Raw genomic sequence first — 16,538 nt, 5'->3', positions numbered from 1 at the left:
TATCCATCGCGGCCCACTTCACGCCGCGAACTCCGCCAGGTAATCGGCCCCCCGGCATGTCCAGCTCCGCATTATCAACGCCCGCCTATCGCCGTTTCCTGATCGGCAGCACCATCACCACGCATGGCCTGTGGATCCTGCGGCTGTCGCTGGGATGGCAGGCCTGGCAGCTGACCGAGTCGGAGTTTTTCGTCGCGGCGGTGGCGTTTGCGGCGTATTTCCCGGTGGCCGTGCTGGGACCGGTATTCGGCGCATACGCCGACCGCTGGGACCGGCGCAGGGCGGCGCAGACCTTCAACGTGCTCAACATCGGCGTCACTGCCGGCCTGTTCGCCCTGTCGGCCCTCGGCCTCATGACGCCGGCCGCGCTGTTCCTGCTCGCGCTGTCCTTCGGCGTGTTCAGCGGCGGCTATACGCCCATGCGCCTAGCCCTGATGGCCAACCTGGTGCCGTCCATGCAACTCGCCAGCGCCGTGGGACTGGGCGCGGTGAGTTTCAACGTCGCGCGCGTCATCGGCCCGGTGCTCGGCGGCTACATCATCAAGTTTTTCGGTCTGGCGCCGGCGTTCGCGATCAGCACCGCCACCTTTCTCGGCATGGCATGGGTGCTCTGGGACCTGAAGCTGCAGCCGGTGGCGCGCGAACTGGAACGGCAGATCGGACTGGCCCGCCTGCTGCGCGACGGCGTCAGTTACACCCTGCGCCATCCCGCAATCCGCTACTACCTTGTTCTCGTGTTGATTGGCGCCACCTTCGGACGGGCGCTGTTCGAGCTCATGGCGCCGTACGCCGACGAAGTCTTTCAACGGGGCAGCGACGGAATGTCACTGCTGATTTCCTCTTTCGGCGTGGGGGCGGTAGCGGGTGGCTTCTGGGTGGCCCGGAACAAGGACCTGAAGCAGCTTCGCACATCGGCCGCCATTTGCGTGGCGCTGGCCGGCCTGCTGATCGTTGCCTTCGGCTTTACCGGCAATTTCTGGCTCGCCATGCTGCAACTGCCGTTCTTCGGATGCGCCCTGACCATTTGCGGCGTGGGATCGCAAACGCTCACCCAGGCGGTGGTCGAGGAAAAATACCGGGGGCGCGTCATGAGCTTGTGGAGCGTCGTTGCTTTCGGCGGCGTGGCGCTGGGCAGCGCGGCGCTCGGAGGTTGGGCCCAGTCGATCGGTTTGACCACGGCCACCGTGTACTGGGGCGGGGTGGCGGCGGTGCTGGGACTGGCCACCCTGCTCTGGATGCCGCGAATCCCCAATCCAGAGGTTGCCGGCGCGTCCTGACGAGGCCCGCAAAGGGCGAGTCAAGTTACGTTCGTGCGGCCCTCGCCTTTTTCCTGCCCGTCCCGTCCGGGAGACGCCATCCTGGCTCGATTCTCGCTGTCCCTGCTCCAACGCTCCCTGACGGGACGGGCAGGAAAAAGGCTTCCGCAGCGGCTGTCCGATTATTCGTGGCGCAGGGCTTCGATGGGGTCCAGCGTTGAGGCGCGGCGGGCGGGCCACAGGCCGAAGACGATGCCGATCAGCAGGCTGCAGCCCAGTCCGACCCCGATCGATTCCGCCGCCACCACGGTCTGCCAGTTGAAGAACTCCGCCAGCAGTTTCGAGGCTCCCCAGCCGGCGGCCACGCCCAGCAAGCCGCCGAGCAGGCACAGCAGCGAGGATTCGACCAGGATCTGCGACATGATCGCGCCGCGGGTCGCGCCTATCGCCCGGCGCACGCCGATTTCGCGGGTGCGTTCTGCCACCGTCACGAGCATGATGTTCATGATGCCGATTCCGCCCACCACCAGGCTGACCCCCGCGATTGCCGGAAGCAGCAGGGCGAAGATACGGGTGGTTTCCTCGCGAACCTCCAGAAACTGCTTGCGGTCCAGGATCCCGAAATCGTTGTCCTCGCCAGGGCGGATCCGGTGCTCGCGGCGCAGAATGCGCTCCACGTCCACCAGCGCCTGCTCCACTGCCGAGCCGGAGCGGATCTGCACGTCCATGCTTTCGAGCCGGTCACTGCCGGTTACCCGGTACTGCGCCGTGGACAGCGGCACAAGCACATCGTCATTGGGATTCTGCATGCCGACCGAGCCGGTTTCCTCCAGGACGCCGATCACAGTGAACGGAACCCCGCCCAACAGCACGCTCTGCCCCAGCAGCGCGCTCGCCGTGGTTTCCAGCTTCCCGGGAACCTCGCTTCCGAGCACCGCCACGCGCAGGCGCGCCTCCTCTTCCTGCGGAACGAACATCCTCCCGGCGGCAATTTCGTAGCGGTGCAGCTCGGGATACTCGGTGGTGGATCCGATCAGCTCAACGCGGGTGTTGCTGTTGCCGAACTCGAACTGCAGGCGCTGAGTGATCCTGGGCACCACTCGCTCAAGATGGCGCGCGTCCCTTCGCAGCGCCGAGGCGTCGTCCACGCCCAGACTGCTGTTCTCCAGCGACACGCCCCAGAACCGCCGCTGGGAATTGGTGACCGCCAGGATGTCGGCCCCCAGCGCCTCCATCTGTTCCTCCACCGCACGCTGCGCGCCGGTACCCAGCGAAACCATGGTCACCACCGCCGCGACGCCGATGATCATGCCCAGCATCGTCAGCAGGGCGCGAAACAGGTTGGCGCCGATCGATTCCAGCGCCTGCCTCAGCACGTCAAGAAAGAACATTCTGCAAAGAATAGACCATTAGTCCTTCGTTCGCGTGCTTCCTCGCCCTTCGTTCGTCCCCCTCCTCGTTGGAGACGCCATCCCTGGCTCGATTCTCGCTGTCCTGCTCCAACGCTCCTACGAGGAGGGGGACGAACGAAGGGCTTTAGCCGGCGCCGCCTGCTAAAGGTTCCTCTTGCACACCGGTTCCGGGAACGTCGGAGGCAGGATGCCGACGCCGAGCCCACAGGGATGTGCTCGCTGGCGGTTCCCGGAACCGGTGTGCAAGAGGAACCGAGGGTTAGCGGAGTTGCGGCCGCGTCTCGTATGATCCGCTTTTCTGAATCAGCAGCGAGGTTTTGTCCGTCAGTTCCTGGGACTACATCGTCGTGGGCGCCGGTTCGGCGGGCTGTGCCGTTGCGAACCGCCTGTCCGCGGACCCGGACACGCGGGTATTGCTGCTGGAGGCCGGCGGGGACGACCGCTCGCTGTATATCCGGATGCCGGCGGCGATCATCCGCGCCATCGGCAATCCCCGGCTCGACTGGTGTTATCAGGCGGAGCCCGATCCCAGCCGCAACGATCGCGTAGACCTGTGGCCGGCCGGCAAGACCCTGGGCGGCAGCAGTTCGATCAACGGCATGCTGTACGTGCGCGGCGCGGACTACGACTTTGACCGCTGGGCCGCGGAAGGCTGCCCCGGATGGGCTTATGCCGACGTGCTGCCGTTCTTCAGGCGCATGGAATCCACGCCTCTCGGAGACGACCGTTATCGGGGCCGCACCGGTCCGGTCCGCACCGCGGCGCTGCGTACAACGCATCCGCTGGCGCACATCTTCGTGCAGGCCGCCGTCGAGTCGGGATTGACGCTCAACGACGACTACAACGGCCGCACCCAGGAAGGCGTGGCTTATACCGAAGTGAATCAGCAGCGCGGCCGCCGCTACAACGCTGCGAGGGCTTATCTGCATCCCGTGCGCCGGCGCCGGAATCTCGCCATCCGTACGCACAGCGTGTGCCGGCGGCTGCTGTTCGAGAACGGCCGCTGCGCGGGCGTGGAGTATCGAAGAGGCGGCCGTATGCATCGCGCCGAAGCCGGCCGCGAGGTGATTCTGTGCGCCGGCGCGATCGCCTCGCCCAAGTTGCTGATGCTGTCCGGGATCGGCCCGGCCGGGCAACTGCGCGACGCCGGCATCGAAATCGTAAAAGACCTCCCGGGCGTCGGCGCGAACCTCCAGGAGCACCCCGAGGGCATGGTGGGCATCGACGTGAACGTGTCCACCTACAACACCGAGATCAACAGCTGGAAGATCGTCTTGCACGGATTGAACTGGCTGCTGTTCGGTCGCGGCCCCGCCACCAGTCCGTACCCCCACGCAGTGGCCTTCATCCGATCCGCTCCGAGCGAGCCGCGGCCCGACATCCAGGTGCAGCTCGGCCCATATGCCTTCAGCTTCTCGGAAGAAGGCGTGATCCCTTATGACCGGCCGGCCATCTCCGCCGCGATCAACGTGTCCCATCCCCGGTCCCGGGGCAGCATACGACTGCGCAGCGCGGACCCGGATGCGCCGCCGGTCATCTCTCACGCGCTGCTGGACGACGACGACATGGGCCGGCTGATCGCGGGGTGCCGGCAGGTCCGTGAAATACTCAACGGCCCGGCGTTCGCGCCCTACCGAATCGGCGAGCGGCTGCCCGGGCCCGAGGTGCAAAGCGGCGACGATTGGCGCGACTACCTGCGCCGTACCGCCTTTCTCGGCTACCACCCCGTCGGCACGTGCAAAATGGGCACGGACAGACTCGCGGTCACCCGGTCCGACCTGACCGTTCGCGGCGTCGACGGGCTGCGCGTCGCCGACGCTTCGGTGATGCCCAGCCTGACCAGCGGCAACACCAACGCGACCGCGATGATGATCGGGGAACGGGCGGCGGATTTCATCCGTCAGGGCCAGCCCGAAGGGCGCCGAAACGACAAGGGAGAAGACGAACCATGGTAAACAGACGCACTTTCGTTACCGCCACGGCCGGCGCGACCGGCTCCCTGCTGGGTGCACGGGTTCTTGAGGCCGCCGCACCCAAATCGGTCGAGCCGCCGGTCAGCCCAGTCGTTTCCGAATTCCTCTATTTCGACGACCCGGTGGAGGAGTTTCGCGCGCAGATGCGCATGGAGCGGGACCTGGTCGACGAGCAGGGCACGACCCTGACCTGGTACCACTGGCTGGTCTTCGTCATCCCCGGGGGACGGCGCCCGGAGCCCCTGATCCGCTACGAGGGTATCGAGTACAGCTATTTCCGCCATCTCGGCGACTACAACTACCGCATCCACGCGCACAATATTTCATTGCCGCGGGACCTCCACACCAACGAATTTACCGATTCCGTGACCAATCCCATAACGGGCGAGCGGGTCGAGGTGCCGGTGACGCCGCTGCTGACCGATCCGGGAACCATCGGAAGCCCGATCGGTTTTCGCAACCTGGCGGGCGACGGGTTCGTCCAGTCTCCCTACCGCAAGTTCCGGATCGAGAACGACCTGATCAAGATGGACCTGGTTCGCAGCGCTCCGCCGGACTGGCCGGCCACGCACATCGAGAATTCCTGCAACTGGGTGGAATTCGACCTGTTCGCAAACGAGACCATCACGTCGCTGCCCGCCCACTTCTGCGGACACTACGCCTTCGAACATCCCGCCTGGCTGAAGATGCCGGAAGGCATGGGCCACCTGGCGGGCTTCTGGGATGGCAAGAAAATCAATTCCCCATCGGAACTGCCGCGCGAGTTTCTCGACCGCATGGAGCGCGAATACCCCGAACTGCTGGAGCCGCGCTGGGGCGAATTCGAACGCCCGATCCCGTTCGACCTTTAGGGCAGCCGGGTCCTCTACCCCTCAAACGTGTCCAGCACGGCTTCCGGGTCCTCCAACACGTCCGGATGCAGTTCCCGCGTGTAGCGCAGAAAATCGTCCGGCAGATCCGCGACCGACCGCGCCCTTGCGCCAAAGCCGTTGGACGCGGTATGGCCGGGAATGTCGCCCATATGCATCCACGGCCGCCAGCTGGTCATCGCCGAGTAGTTCACTCGGGCATCCACGCGGGTCAGGTTCGGATCGAGCACTTCGTCCAGCGGCGCGGACCAGACCGTCGATTCCTTGTAGAACATGCCGGGCAAATCGCTGTCCCTGGGCTTGACCCGGCCATGCTCCTCGTGACGCAGGTACAGGATTCCCGCGTGAATCCGTTCCCGGTGAATGGACTTGGTCATCAGAATCGAAGCGGCGGGCGAGAAAGCGCCCTGCGTGCTGTCCGGCTCGGGCTCGAACTCGTCTTCTTCATCAAGCCGCACCGCATACCGGGTGCTTGCGGGACCAAAACGGAATGCCGGCACCTCCACTGTGTGGCCCGCGAACGGCATGGCCAGTCGATCCAGAAGGGCGCCGGTCTCGAAATCGGTGTAATGGGTAATTTCCAGCACGATGGCCTCGAACAATTCATCGGAGACCTGCCGAAACCGGCTGAAAACCGCGGCCAGGAACCCGCAAAGCGGTTCGATCCGGCCCTGGGACACCGCGAATCTCTTCGCCCGCAGCCAGCCGATCACGAGCCCGGAATCCAGGCTGCCGCGCATCTTGACCAAGGCGCGTAACAGGTCGCGGTCGCTGCTCAGATCGAGGTCCGCGGATGCGGACGCGTTCAGCGGAAGCAGTCCCGGGCCGACCAGGGCCGCGCCGGCAACCAGCGATTGACACAACTGTCGGCGGGTAGCCGATACGCCGGGCTTCGGTTTCGGGGAAACAAGCGGCCTGATTTTTGACATGGGATTCCTTATTCGGTGAGTCCGGCCAGGACCAGGTTGGGCAGCGTGGAAGTGAGCCAGTCGGGATGGAAATAACCCAGCCGCAGTATCACCAGCTCCTCGTCCGGCATGACATACATGGTGCGAAAGCCGCCGCCCTCCAGGAAAAATACGCCGTCGGCTTCGATCGGCGGCCCGTGCGGCGCGGCCTGCTCGCGGTCCTGGACGTAGCGCCGGCCGCTGCCGGTCGGATTCCCCACCCAGATCTGGTAACCGTAATTCGGATAGATGCCCGAACCTGCGGTCATCTCCTCCACCCAGCCCTCCGGCCAGAGCCGGCGGTCCGCCACGCGGCCACCCGCGGCCAGCGCGGCGCCGTAGCGCAACCAGTCCCTGGGCGTGGCGCGATAGCAGCAATAGACCGCGGGCATGCCGCCCGGCCGGTCCATGTAGATCTGCGCCGGGCCGGCGCCCAGCGGGGCCCACAGCCTGCTGTTCAGATAGTCCTCGTAGGGCTCGCCCGTTGCGGACTCCAGCACCGCTCCCACCAGCTGGGCATTGGCGTTGGAGAAAGCGAAGAACTCGCCCGGAGTGTTTTCGAGGTCGAAATCCAGCGCCGCGGCGCGAAAATCGGAACCCAGCGATATGCGGGCGTTCTTGGCGTAGGGATCCGGATCTCCGGCCAGCGGCGGGTTCTCGAGCCCGCTGAGGTTCCGCAACAACTGGCGTACCGTGATCCGCCCCCGGTCGTCATCGCTCCATTCCGGAAGATAGCGGCCTACCGGATCGTCCAGCGATTTGACGGCGCCCTCCTCGATTGCGATCGCGACCAGCGGGGGAAGCAGCGACCGGGTCATCGCCCGGCCGGTGAACAACGATTCGGGGCCGATGTCTTGCCAGTAACGCTCAAGCTGCACTACGCCCCGGTGCAGCACCAAAAGCGCAACGCTGTTGTGTTGCTCGGTCCAGGACGCAGCCGCCTCCAGGGCGCCGGCGTCGATCGTGAGTTCCGCCACGCCAGCCGCCGGGAAGAATTCCCCGGGATTGCCGGGAACCTCCACGACAGGCTGGTAATAGCTCGCCGGCCACTCGCCGGGGTCCTCCGGCAGCGTGTACCAGCGGTACCAGAACCGCCAGTCAACGAACAGCACCGCAGCCAGGACGGCCACGGCGGCGGCAATGGCGATGAAAACGACTACGCGGCGCATCCCGATCTGCTCCCGCGTAATAACCCGGGAGGGAAGGCGTCTCGCCTTCCTGGAGGGCGGGACGCCCTCCCCCCCAGGGGCACCTTGAGGGCTACCGCCCTCACTCGAGCGACGCGGAGGCGCGGACGCGCTCCGCGAAGCGGCGCAGTTGGTCGTTGAAGCGTTGGGGCTGTTCGAGGAACACCGAGTGCCCGGCCTCTTCGTAGATGGTGAGGCTCACGTTCTCGCGGCTTGCCGCGAGTTCGGCTGCGTCTTCAAGCTGGAAGGGGTTGTCCTCCGCGCCCAGGGCAAACAGCACCGGCAAGGAGAGCCGATCCACGAGGTCCTGATTGTCCAGGCGCCGGTGCACCATGGCGCGGCGGACATAGGCCGGCACCATCAGGCCGAGTGACCGGAACAACTCCCGCTCGCGCTCGGGTAAGGGTGACGCGGTCAACAGATCAATCACCCGTTCGCCGGCGCGGATATTGTCGGCCAGGTCCCGGCTTTGCTGCAGTACGCGAATCTCCCCGAGCTCCGCCATGTCCGGGTCGTCCGTTCCGGGCATCCGCAACGGCTTCAGGCCGCCCTGGCCACCGGTGAGAATGATCCCGGCGATGCCGCTGATGCCATGCTCGCGGATATAGTCCATTGCGATCATCGTGCCGTACGACCAGGCGACGACCACCGGCCGTTCAATGCCGGTGGCCGAGACCACGGCGGCGACGTCCTCGGCCCAGACCGTGTGCTCGGTGTAGTCTTCCGCGGCCCACGGCTTGCCGGACGCGCCATGCCCCCTCAAGTCGAAGGCCACAAGGAAATTATCGTCGGCCAGATCGGAATTGAGCTGATGGACGAAGCTGTAGTGGCTCTGTCCGAAGCCGTGAATCAGCAGGATCGCGGGCGAGGACGGGTCCCCTGCCGTTACGACGTTCAGGGGGACGCCGCCCGCGCCTTCGACGGTACGGTAGTCCCAGTCCGCCGGCGAGCGCTGCGGAAGCAGCGCCGCCATCAGCAACACAGCGAGCGGTAGGACTCTTCGCAGAATTCTAGAAGCTCGCGGCCAGCGTCAGGCCGTAGGTGCGCGGCTCGGGCAGGGTCAGCTGGTAGCCCAGCGTGCCCGACAGGAAACTGCCCGTGGTCCGCTGCGATGCCAGCACGGAGTCGTCGTCGGTCAGGTTCTCGATCCACAACATAACGCTGTAGCGGTCGTTGCGCCAGCCGCCGCGAATATTCTGCAGCACCGCCTCCTCGGTCTTGGCGAGGTTCACGACCCAATTCCAGGTCGATGACTGGTACCAGGCATCCCAGCGGGCGAACCACTCGCCGTCCCCGCCCCATACGTTGTCGGCGGGCATGTTGAAGTCGACAGCCAGGGTCGCAGCATGATCCGGTGAGCGCGCGACCTCGAAGCCGCTTGCATCCCCGCTGCCATAGACCCGCGCATTGATGCCATCCTGATACACCTTGATGTCGCTCTTGTTGTAGTTATAGGACGCGGTGCCGACCCAGTTGTCGCTGAACGCCCAGCTACCCGCCAGCTCAAACCCCCAGATGTCGGTACTGCCGTTACTGTTGTAATCGACCTGTGGGCCGATCCGGTCCGACCCGATGATGAAAACGCCGTCACCGTTGCTGTCCACGTCCCGGGTGAATCCCCGGAAGCGCTGGTTTCTCCATTGCATGACATAGACCGCACCGTTCAGGAAGCCCCGGCCGTCGGCAAGGGTGTGCTTGCCACCGAACTCCCAGGAGTCCAACTCCGCCTGCAGGACTTCCTTGCCGATGCCTTCCGCCGCGAAAAACGCCGGAAAGGCGACAGTAGGCTCCAATTGAATGACCTCGGGGTTGAAGCCGCCGGGATTGTTACCCTTCGCATAGCTTGCATAGAGCAGGGTGTTCTCGGTCAATTTGTAGTCCACGATGACGCGCGGCAACTCCGCCTCGAAATCGGCGGCCAGGTCAATCTCGGCGCCGCCGAAAGGCTGGGCCGTGCCGATGGGGTCGTTCGGATCCAGCGGCATGGCCTCCTGAGTCACGGAGGAGGCGTTCGCAAGCGTTTCCTCTTCGTACCGGAACTCAAGGCTGACGGTAAGCTGCTCGGTAAGGTCATAAGCCACGCTGCCGAATATCGCCTGGTTTTCGACGTTCTCGGCGACGGCTGGACTGGGCCCGAAGAGGCCGCGGCCGCCTCTTCCGCTACGCGCGCGGATAGTGGGGTCGAAGCAGAAGGGCCCAGCAGCGCCCGGGCAGGGGAAGGCGCTTAGGCCTTCCTTGCCGTATGTCAGGTCGAGATAGTAGGCACCCACCATCCAGCGCAGCCGTTTGTCCTGGGGCGAGCTCAGGCGCAGTTCCTGCGACCACGACTCGTCCTTCCACCCAATGTAGACCAGGAGTTCGTCCGTGAGGAGTTCGCGCAACTCCGCCGTGTCCTCGCGGTATCGGCCCGTCACAGAACTCACGGTGTAGCCGCCGATGTCCCAGTCGATATTCAGGCTGGTGAGTTCGGTTGTGCGGTCCAGGCCCATGTTGTCCTTGTACACGAAGTCCTCCGGGGGCGACGTGTCGATGGAAATGCCGTTGGAGATCAGGTCTCGGCTCAGCGTCCCGCAGTAATAATTCGATCTCCCCGTAACGCCGTTGGTGGTGAACGGTCCGCAATTGTTGTTCTCGCCCTTGACCAAAAACTGAACGGCCAGCCCGTCGTCATCTTCGGTTCGCACATGACGCAGCTTGATGGAGAGATCTTCCGTGGGCGTGGCGTACAGGGTCACGCTGCCGGCGTTCGTCTGCTGGGAGCCCAGATCGCCGCCGGTGGGGTGCTCGTTCGTCCAGGCCCCATCGTAGGTGTAGAAGCGGCCGGAGGCCCGGACATACAGCCGGTCTTCCACGAGCGGACCCTCGGCGCTGACCCACGCATCCGCGCGGCCATTATCGCCAACGATCAGATTGATGTCGCCGTTGAATTCGTCGCCCGGCGTCCTGCTGATGAAATTGATGGCGCCGCCGAAGGTGGCGCGGCCGAAGAAGGCGCTTTGCGGGCCTTTCACGACCTCAACGCGCTCGATGTCGTTCATCGACAGCCACTGGCTGGTTCCCGGCAGATAGACGCCGTCCACGAACGCGGACGATGTCTGCGTGCTGCGCACGCTCGAGGGCGGGTCGATGGCGCGGAACCGGATCGCCGGATTGTTGCGGTTTCCGGTGTGGTTGCTCATGTGCACACCCGGGACGAACTGAAGCATGTCCTCGACGTCCGTGATCTGCTGCTCCCTGAGCTGCTCAGACCCGAAAGCCGTGACGCTCAGCGGGATGTCCTGGATCGACTCGTCGCGCTTGCGCGCCGTAACCACGATTTCTTCAAGTGCAAGGTCCTGCGCCATGACTGCCATGTCGGCAGCGAAAAGACTCATTAGGGCGCCGCCCAGCAAGAGGCGATTGTGCAGACTACGCATGATGCGTCCTCCCATTAGTCTTGAAATGCCATTCTAAGTAGTGATCGGAATAACCGCAATCACGCCATGGAGTCCAGATATTCGGATCGACTACCAGTTCCGGATGCTCCCGAAATGCCGCGATGCGTCCGCCCCGTCCGCGGGGAGATACGACGCCTGGCCGTTTGATCCGTCACGCGGAACATACCGATCGTAAACCGGGCGAAGCATTTCCATCGGGACTCCGGGCGGAATGGTGCGCGAGCGGCGGAAAGCCGCCATCGGGATGGTGGTCCTGACGAATTCCTCGTGCACCGACCTGGCGCGCGCCGCGATGGTTCCGCGCGGATCGAAGATGGCCGTGTCGCCCGAACCCGAGAACTCCGGAAAGCCCGGCTGCTCCGGCGAAACGGACTGGTTGCATACCACGCTCCAGAGCCGGTTGTGCCCGGCGATGACCTGGGCCTCGGTAAGGCTGTAACCTCCCGAAGACGAACTCAGGCGGATTTCGAGGCCCTTCATGGCCAGCGCGCGGACGATGTCCGGCTGCCTTGGCGTAATCGTGCAGGAGATATTGCCGATATCGGTGCGCGCGACCGGCAAAACGGCGTCCTCGCCGTACATCTCGCGATAGCGGTCGAGCACGTCGTAGATCCCGGTCGTGAAGATGTCCCAGCCGGGAATGAAGCCGCGAATATTGTTGGTTTTCCAGTGATTGGCGACCACGTTGCCCTCGGGACCTATCAGCACGCCGTTCAGCAGCAGATGACCCGGCCAGTCCGCGTTTTTTGCATAGGTGCCGAAGGTGATGTAACAGCCGTACTCCTTCGCTTTTTTGCCCAGCGCCTCGGTTTCCGGCCCCGGTATTTCGATGGCCACGCGCAGGACCTCTTCGCGCGTCCACGGGTTCCAGCCCATGATCGGCTGTTCGTGGAAGCAGATCAGGTCCTGCCGACCCGGAAAGCCGTTGGCCTTGTCGATCATGTCGAGCATGTGGTCGAGGTTGGCCTTCATCTCGGGCCCGGGGTTTTGCGTGTTGCGAACGGCCCGCATGATGGACTGCACGGCGGTCACCCGCACCGTGTCCTTGCGCAGCGGCACCCGCTCGTAGTCGCCGTCGGCAGCCACGCTCACGGAACCGCCACCATCGGCGGCCGCGTCGTCCGCACTCGCCGCCCGGCCCCCCAATGCCAGGGCCACCGCGCCGGCGGATCCGGCGGTCAACAACTGCCGGCGCCTCAATGACTCCGGGGTATCGTTCTTGCCGAGCTTCTCACTCATGTTTTTTCTCCTGGTTGATTCGCCGGGGATCCGAACTCGCGGTCCAGAAACGCCTTCACGGCACGGCCGGTGGCTTCCGGCCTCGAAATATGCAGGAAGTGCCCGCCGCCCTCGAAGATGATCTTTTCCGTGCTCGCCGCGTTCTTCATCGCATCGACGAACGCCTGTGCCGTTTCCGGCGACAGCGCCCTGCTGTCGCCGCCCCACATGACCAGCGCCGGCGCGCGGACCCGGGCCAGCACCCGTTCCGGGTTCCCCCGCTCGTACATCTGCATGGCAATGAACCCTTCCCGGTCGCGGCCGATTACGTTCCAGTAGTCGGTCTTGCGCTGGATCAGATCCTCGGTAATGTTGCCGTGGTCGTTGACCGAGTAACGCAGGTTGGCGCCCATTTCCTCGATCGTGTAGCGTTTCGGCATGAACGCCGTGGACGTGTCACGGACGCGCTCCGTGGTGCCGCCGCGGCCGCCGTACTCGATGCCCGCCGAGTTCAGCAGCACCAGGCCGGTCACGCGATCGGTTCGGGTGCCGGCATATCGGAACGCTACCAGACCCCCGTAGGAGGCGCCGGCGATCGCGAACCGCTCGATGCCCAGGTGGTCCATCAGGCTGTCCACCAGCGTCAGGAACCGGTCCACGGAGTAGTTGCCGCTCGGCACCGGACCGGTCAGACCGAATGCCGGAAGATCAAGCCGCACGACGCGATAGTCCGCGCTCAGAATGTCCACCCAGACGTCGTAGTCCTTGAGATCGCCCGTCGAACTGTGCACGAGCAGAACCGCGGGACCCGATCCCTCATCCTTGTAGTGGACGTTGATGCCGTCGTTGCCTTCCAGCACAACGAATCGGGAATCCGGGTCCGCGTACTTCGCGACGATATCCTCATAGCTGATCGTGCCGGCGGAAACCGGTTCGGCGCTGGTCTCCACCTCCGGGGAACAGGCAGATGCCGCCATCGCACCAACGGCCGCAAGGCAGGCAGGCAGTGCGACCCGGTGCGGACCCGGTTTCATGCTTCTATCCCTCAAGCGCGCCCGCGGGGTCGTTGTAAATCTCCGGGTGCCTGGTGCGGATGAGTCCCCGCAGCCTTTCCGGCATCGCATCGAAAGACGAAACCTTGCGCCCGAAACCGCGCGAGACGTAGTCGCCGGGCCTGTCGCCCATGCCCATCCAGGGCAGGTAACTCAGGATGTCGTTGAAGTGCCAGGTTGCCGGCGCATTCAGGACTTCCGGATTGGCCACGTCCTTCAGCGAACCGTGATAGGTACTCCAGTCGTTGCCGCGAAACGGCCGGCCGGCCTCCGGCGTCTCGGGTTCCATGCGGAAAATGGCGTCGTCCCGAACCCATACGTCGTCACCCTCGATCACGGCCGGTCCGAGCGGATGGATGCGGATGCTCCTGAACCCTTCCCCGGCCGGCCGCTCCTTCGGGTACTCATCGATGCTGCGCACCTGCGTCGCCGGCCTGGCCGGGAAATAGCCGACCTCGACCTCCTGGCCCGTAAACGGGTTTTTGAAGGTTTCCAGGAATTCGCCGGTCTCCAGGTCGGTGTAGAAGACCATGCTGATGGCCGTCGTTTCGTATGCGCCGTTCTCGCCGGCGTCCCGGGTCTTCAGCAATGCGCCCACATGGACGTCCCAAAGCGGGGTCGCTATCTTGTCTACCACGGCCATCCGCAGCAATTTCGCCCACCAGTAGACGATGCTGTCGTCCATCGTATGCGCGAGCTTGCGCGTGATCATGAGCGTGTGGTGCGGATCGGACGGATCCAGATCCAGCATCTCCGCGCGCGCTGCCGGAACCCTCACCAGGGGCGCGGCGGCGGCCGCTCCGATAAGACCGAGTGCCGTTCTGCGTTTCATGCGTTTCCTCCCGATTTGTCAGCGGCCAATAATACGGCCGGCCAACAGAGCCGGTCGGCCACCTCCAGCGCGAGGCGCGCTTGGGACTCTAGCATGTCCTCAGGAAGCCCGAGCCGATTGCAAACGAACCTCGGCCTGTCTAGACTCACGGGCCACGAATACGCGCATCAACCGGGAGGACTGTCATGCCGCACCAATTCGATTCACCGTTCAGTCGGCGCAATATCCTGTTGGGGGGCGCCGCTCTCGCGGCCGCCTCAGCCCTGCCCGGCTGCGGCCAGGGCCAGGACCAGAATCAGGCCGAGGACGGGGGCCAGGATCAGGCCCAGGACCGTATCGACTACGACTGGATGAACCCCATGGACAACCTGGAAGCGTATTTCAAGCTGACGAATTCGCTGAAGGACCGAGACTGGGTGCATGGCTGGTACTCGGGCCTGGTGTTCGGAATGCTGCCGAACAATACGCCCGATGCGCTGTTCGGCCTGGAAGGCTTCGGCCTGGGCTATACGGTGCGTCAGGAGAACGGCGCCTTCGCAAGCTTCTGGAAGGAAGTGGGCTTCTACAAGGATCTCAGGACCAACGAGATCATCGAGACCTGGGACAACCCGTACACCGGGGAGACCAACAAGGTCATGCACATCCACAATCGCATGGTCAAGGGCGTGTTCGGGCCCAATTTCCGCTCCCAGGCGCCGGTGGGAGACCAGACCGGCGAAATGTTCTTCAAGTTCCCCAACTACCGCGCGTCCGACGACCCCAGCAATCCCTTCATCCTGAACTGGCAGACCAGCGGCGATCAGACTTCCGTATGGCTGGACTTCCGCGGCGTGGTGCCCAACCTGCTCGACCCCGAGGTCTGGGTGCGGGAATCGACTGGCGAACTCCTGCCCGTTTGTGAAATGTTCGAGTACGTCTGCGACGACGACGATTTGCGCAATCCCTCACTGGATCGCGTGAAGCACAGCGGTTCCTGGATCCGCCTGGCCCCCTGGCTTCCGTGGCAGATGATGGGCCGGCACGAGGGCCGGCTGTTCTATCGCTGCACGACCCGGGGCCTCGGCAGCCTGGACGAACTGCCGGCGAACATCCTCGCCTACGCCGAGCAGAACTATCCGGAATACCTGGTCAACGAACTCGACGAGGACATGCCGAGCGAGTCGTCGTTCGAGGTCTACATGAAGGAGAACGAACCCGCCCCCACGTAGCGATCGGGGGTGAGGGCACTGCCCTCACGGCACTCCCCAGGGTTATTCCTCGACGGCTTCTCCGGAGTTCGGTTCGGCGGGCTCCTCGTTCGCGGCTTCCGCCTCGGCTGCGGCTGCCTTGGCGGCCTCTTCCTTGAACAGCTCTTCCAGGCGCAGTTGCAGACCGTTGCCGCGGAGGTTCCGGCCGACGGTCACGCCGTCGGTGCTGACCAGGAAGCTGGCGGGGATGGCGTCGACGCGATACATCTTGGCCACGGGGCTATCGAATGCGAGTTCGTCCGACACGTTGAGCCACTCGATGTTGTAGTCGTCCTCGGACGCCTGGCGCCAGGCTTCGCGTTCATCGTCCAGGTTGAAGGCGAGGATCTCGAATCCCTGTTCGCGGAATCGCTCGTAGGCCGCCTTGAGGTGCGGAATCTCGGCGATGCACGGCCCGCACCAGGAAGCCCAGAATTCGACCAGCGTGAATTTATTCCTGGCCACGACGTCAAAGAGGCGGATTTCCTCGCCGGCCAGGCTGTTGGCGGTGAAGTCGCGGATCGCCTCGGCCAGTTCCTCGACCCGTTTGGCCGTGAACACCTTGAGCAACTGCACCGTCAGGTTCTCACCCAGCAGCGACTCCAGTTCTTCCATGACCTTCACCTGCTCCTCGTCCTCGCCGTCCTGCCAGGCGGCCCGCAGCGCAAGCAGCCGGGCAACCGGATCCTCATACTCAAGATAGATGACGCGCAGGGATTCGGTAGCCGCTTCGCCGGGTTCGTCCAGCGCGGCGCGGATTATCTCGTTGTAGTCGCCGCCGCTGAAGGTGAGCGCGTCGGTGGCGGAATCCCACAGGACCTCATGCTCGCCGCCGGGCTCGGCAATCCCGCGTACCCGGAACTCGTCGGCCTTCGCGCCGGCAAGCAGGTTCAATTCGATGAGCAGGGGCTCGGACAACGGAATCCTCATCGTGGCTTCGCCGTCCTGGATGATCGCGATACCCAGCACCTCGAAGCCCGCGTCGGTGCGCGGGTCGGTGTAACCGATTTCGATCAGCTCGCCTTCGAACTTGTCCAGGCCGCTGGCCGTCACCGTGATGTCGCTTTCCGACGCCAGCGCGGCGCTTGCGGCGAAGCACAAACCAATTAGCAGATGTTTTTTCATGGTC

General features: G+C 64.5%; 13 protein-coding genes. 4 read left to right on the top strand and 9 right to left on the bottom strand.

Translation table 11 applies throughout. The annotated features are described in order from the left end of the window. Positions 1-56: 56 nt before the first annotated feature. Complete coding sequence (locus F4Y72_09055; GenBank protein ID MXZ28438.1) at positions 57-1,277, top strand: MFS transporter; 1,221 nt, start codon at positions 57-59, stop codon at positions 1,275-1,277. A 161-nt stretch (positions 1,278-1,438) separates the two neighbouring features. On the opposite strand, the gene F4Y72_09050 is transcribed toward F4Y72_09055, so the two are convergent. Continuing rightward, positions 1,439-2,647: an FtsX-like permease family protein gene (locus F4Y72_09050; GenBank protein ID MXZ28437.1), complete on the bottom strand. Its 1,209-nt coding sequence runs from the start codon at positions 2,645-2,647 to the stop codon at positions 1,439-1,441. A gap of 338 nt (positions 2,648-2,985) precedes the next feature. Here F4Y72_09050 and F4Y72_09045 point away from each other — a divergent pair, with 338 nt between their 5' ends. Together F4Y72_09045 and F4Y72_09040 are read left to right on the top strand one after the other, a co-directional pair. Further along, entirely contained in the window at positions 2,986-4,623 is a 1,638-nt protein-coding gene (locus F4Y72_09045) for a glucose-methanol-choline oxidoreductase (GenBank protein ID MXZ28436.1), read from the top strand. Further along, entirely contained in the window at positions 4,617-5,492 is an 876-nt protein-coding gene (locus F4Y72_09040) for a hypothetical protein (protein MXZ28435.1), read from the top strand. Before F4Y72_09045 ends, F4Y72_09040 begins: the two co-directional genes overlap by 7 nt. A 14-nt stretch (positions 5,493-5,506) precedes the next feature. Here the strand turns inward: F4Y72_09040 and F4Y72_09035 are convergent, their stop codons facing one another. From F4Y72_09035 to F4Y72_09005, 7 genes are all read right to left on the bottom strand, one after another. Beyond that, positions 5,507-6,439: a DUF1838 domain-containing protein gene (locus tag F4Y72_09035; protein ID MXZ28434.1), complete on the bottom strand. Its 933-nt coding sequence runs from the start codon at positions 6,437-6,439 to the stop codon at positions 5,507-5,509. Positions 6,440-6,447: 8 nt separating this feature from the next. Next, positions 6,448-7,626, bottom strand: coding sequence for a serine hydrolase (locus F4Y72_09030; GenBank protein MXZ28433.1), 1,179 nt, complete (start codon positions 7,624-7,626; stop codon positions 6,448-6,450). Positions 7,627-7,726: 100 nt separating this feature from the next. Next, positions 7,727-8,617, bottom strand: a complete 891-nt coding sequence (locus tag F4Y72_09025; protein ID MXZ28432.1) for an alpha/beta hydrolase — start codon at positions 8,615-8,617, stop codon at positions 7,727-7,729. A 37-nt stretch (positions 8,618-8,654) separates the two neighbouring features. Next, a complete protein-coding gene (locus F4Y72_09020) occupies positions 8,655-11,075 on the bottom strand; it encodes a TonB-dependent receptor (GenBank protein MXZ28431.1) in 2,421 nt (806 codons plus the stop codon). A gap of 75 nt (positions 11,076-11,150) precedes the next feature. Next, the gene (locus F4Y72_09015; protein MXZ28430.1) at positions 11,151-12,320 is read right to left on the bottom strand and encodes a hypothetical protein; all 1,170 of its coding nucleotides are present in this window, start codon (positions 12,318-12,320) and stop codon (positions 11,151-11,153) included. After that, complete coding sequence (locus F4Y72_09010; protein ID MXZ28429.1) at positions 12,317-13,423, bottom strand: alpha/beta hydrolase; 1,107 nt, start codon at positions 13,421-13,423, stop codon at positions 12,317-12,319. The genes F4Y72_09015 and F4Y72_09010 overlap by 4 nt, the downstream gene beginning before the upstream one ends. After that, complete coding sequence (locus F4Y72_09005; protein ID MXZ28428.1) at positions 13,338-14,183, bottom strand: DUF1838 domain-containing protein; 846 nt, start codon at positions 14,181-14,183, stop codon at positions 13,338-13,340. Before F4Y72_09005 ends, F4Y72_09010 begins: the two co-directional genes overlap by 86 nt. A 185-nt stretch (positions 14,184-14,368) precedes the next feature. On the opposite strand from F4Y72_09005, the gene F4Y72_09000 reads away from it, so the two are divergent. After that, a complete protein-coding gene (locus F4Y72_09000; protein ID MXZ28427.1) occupies positions 14,369-15,391 on the top strand; it encodes a DUF1838 domain-containing protein in 1,023 nt (340 codons plus the stop codon). Between the two features lie 42 nt (positions 15,392-15,433). Here the strand turns inward: F4Y72_09000 and F4Y72_08995 are convergent, their stop codons facing one another. Then, the gene (locus tag F4Y72_08995) at positions 15,434-16,534 is read right to left on the bottom strand and encodes a TlpA family protein disulfide reductase (GenBank protein ID MXZ28426.1); all 1,101 of its coding nucleotides are present in this window, start codon (positions 16,532-16,534) and stop codon (positions 15,434-15,436) included. Between the last annotated feature and the right edge of the window lie 4 nt (positions 16,535-16,538).

This window comes from Gammaproteobacteria bacterium, from assembly GCA_009838035.1.
In the GTDB taxonomy this organism is placed as follows: Bacteria; Pseudomonadota; Gammaproteobacteria; order Steroidobacterales; family Foliamicaceae; genus Foliamicus.
This window is presented reverse-complemented; position numbering and strand designations above follow the sequence as displayed.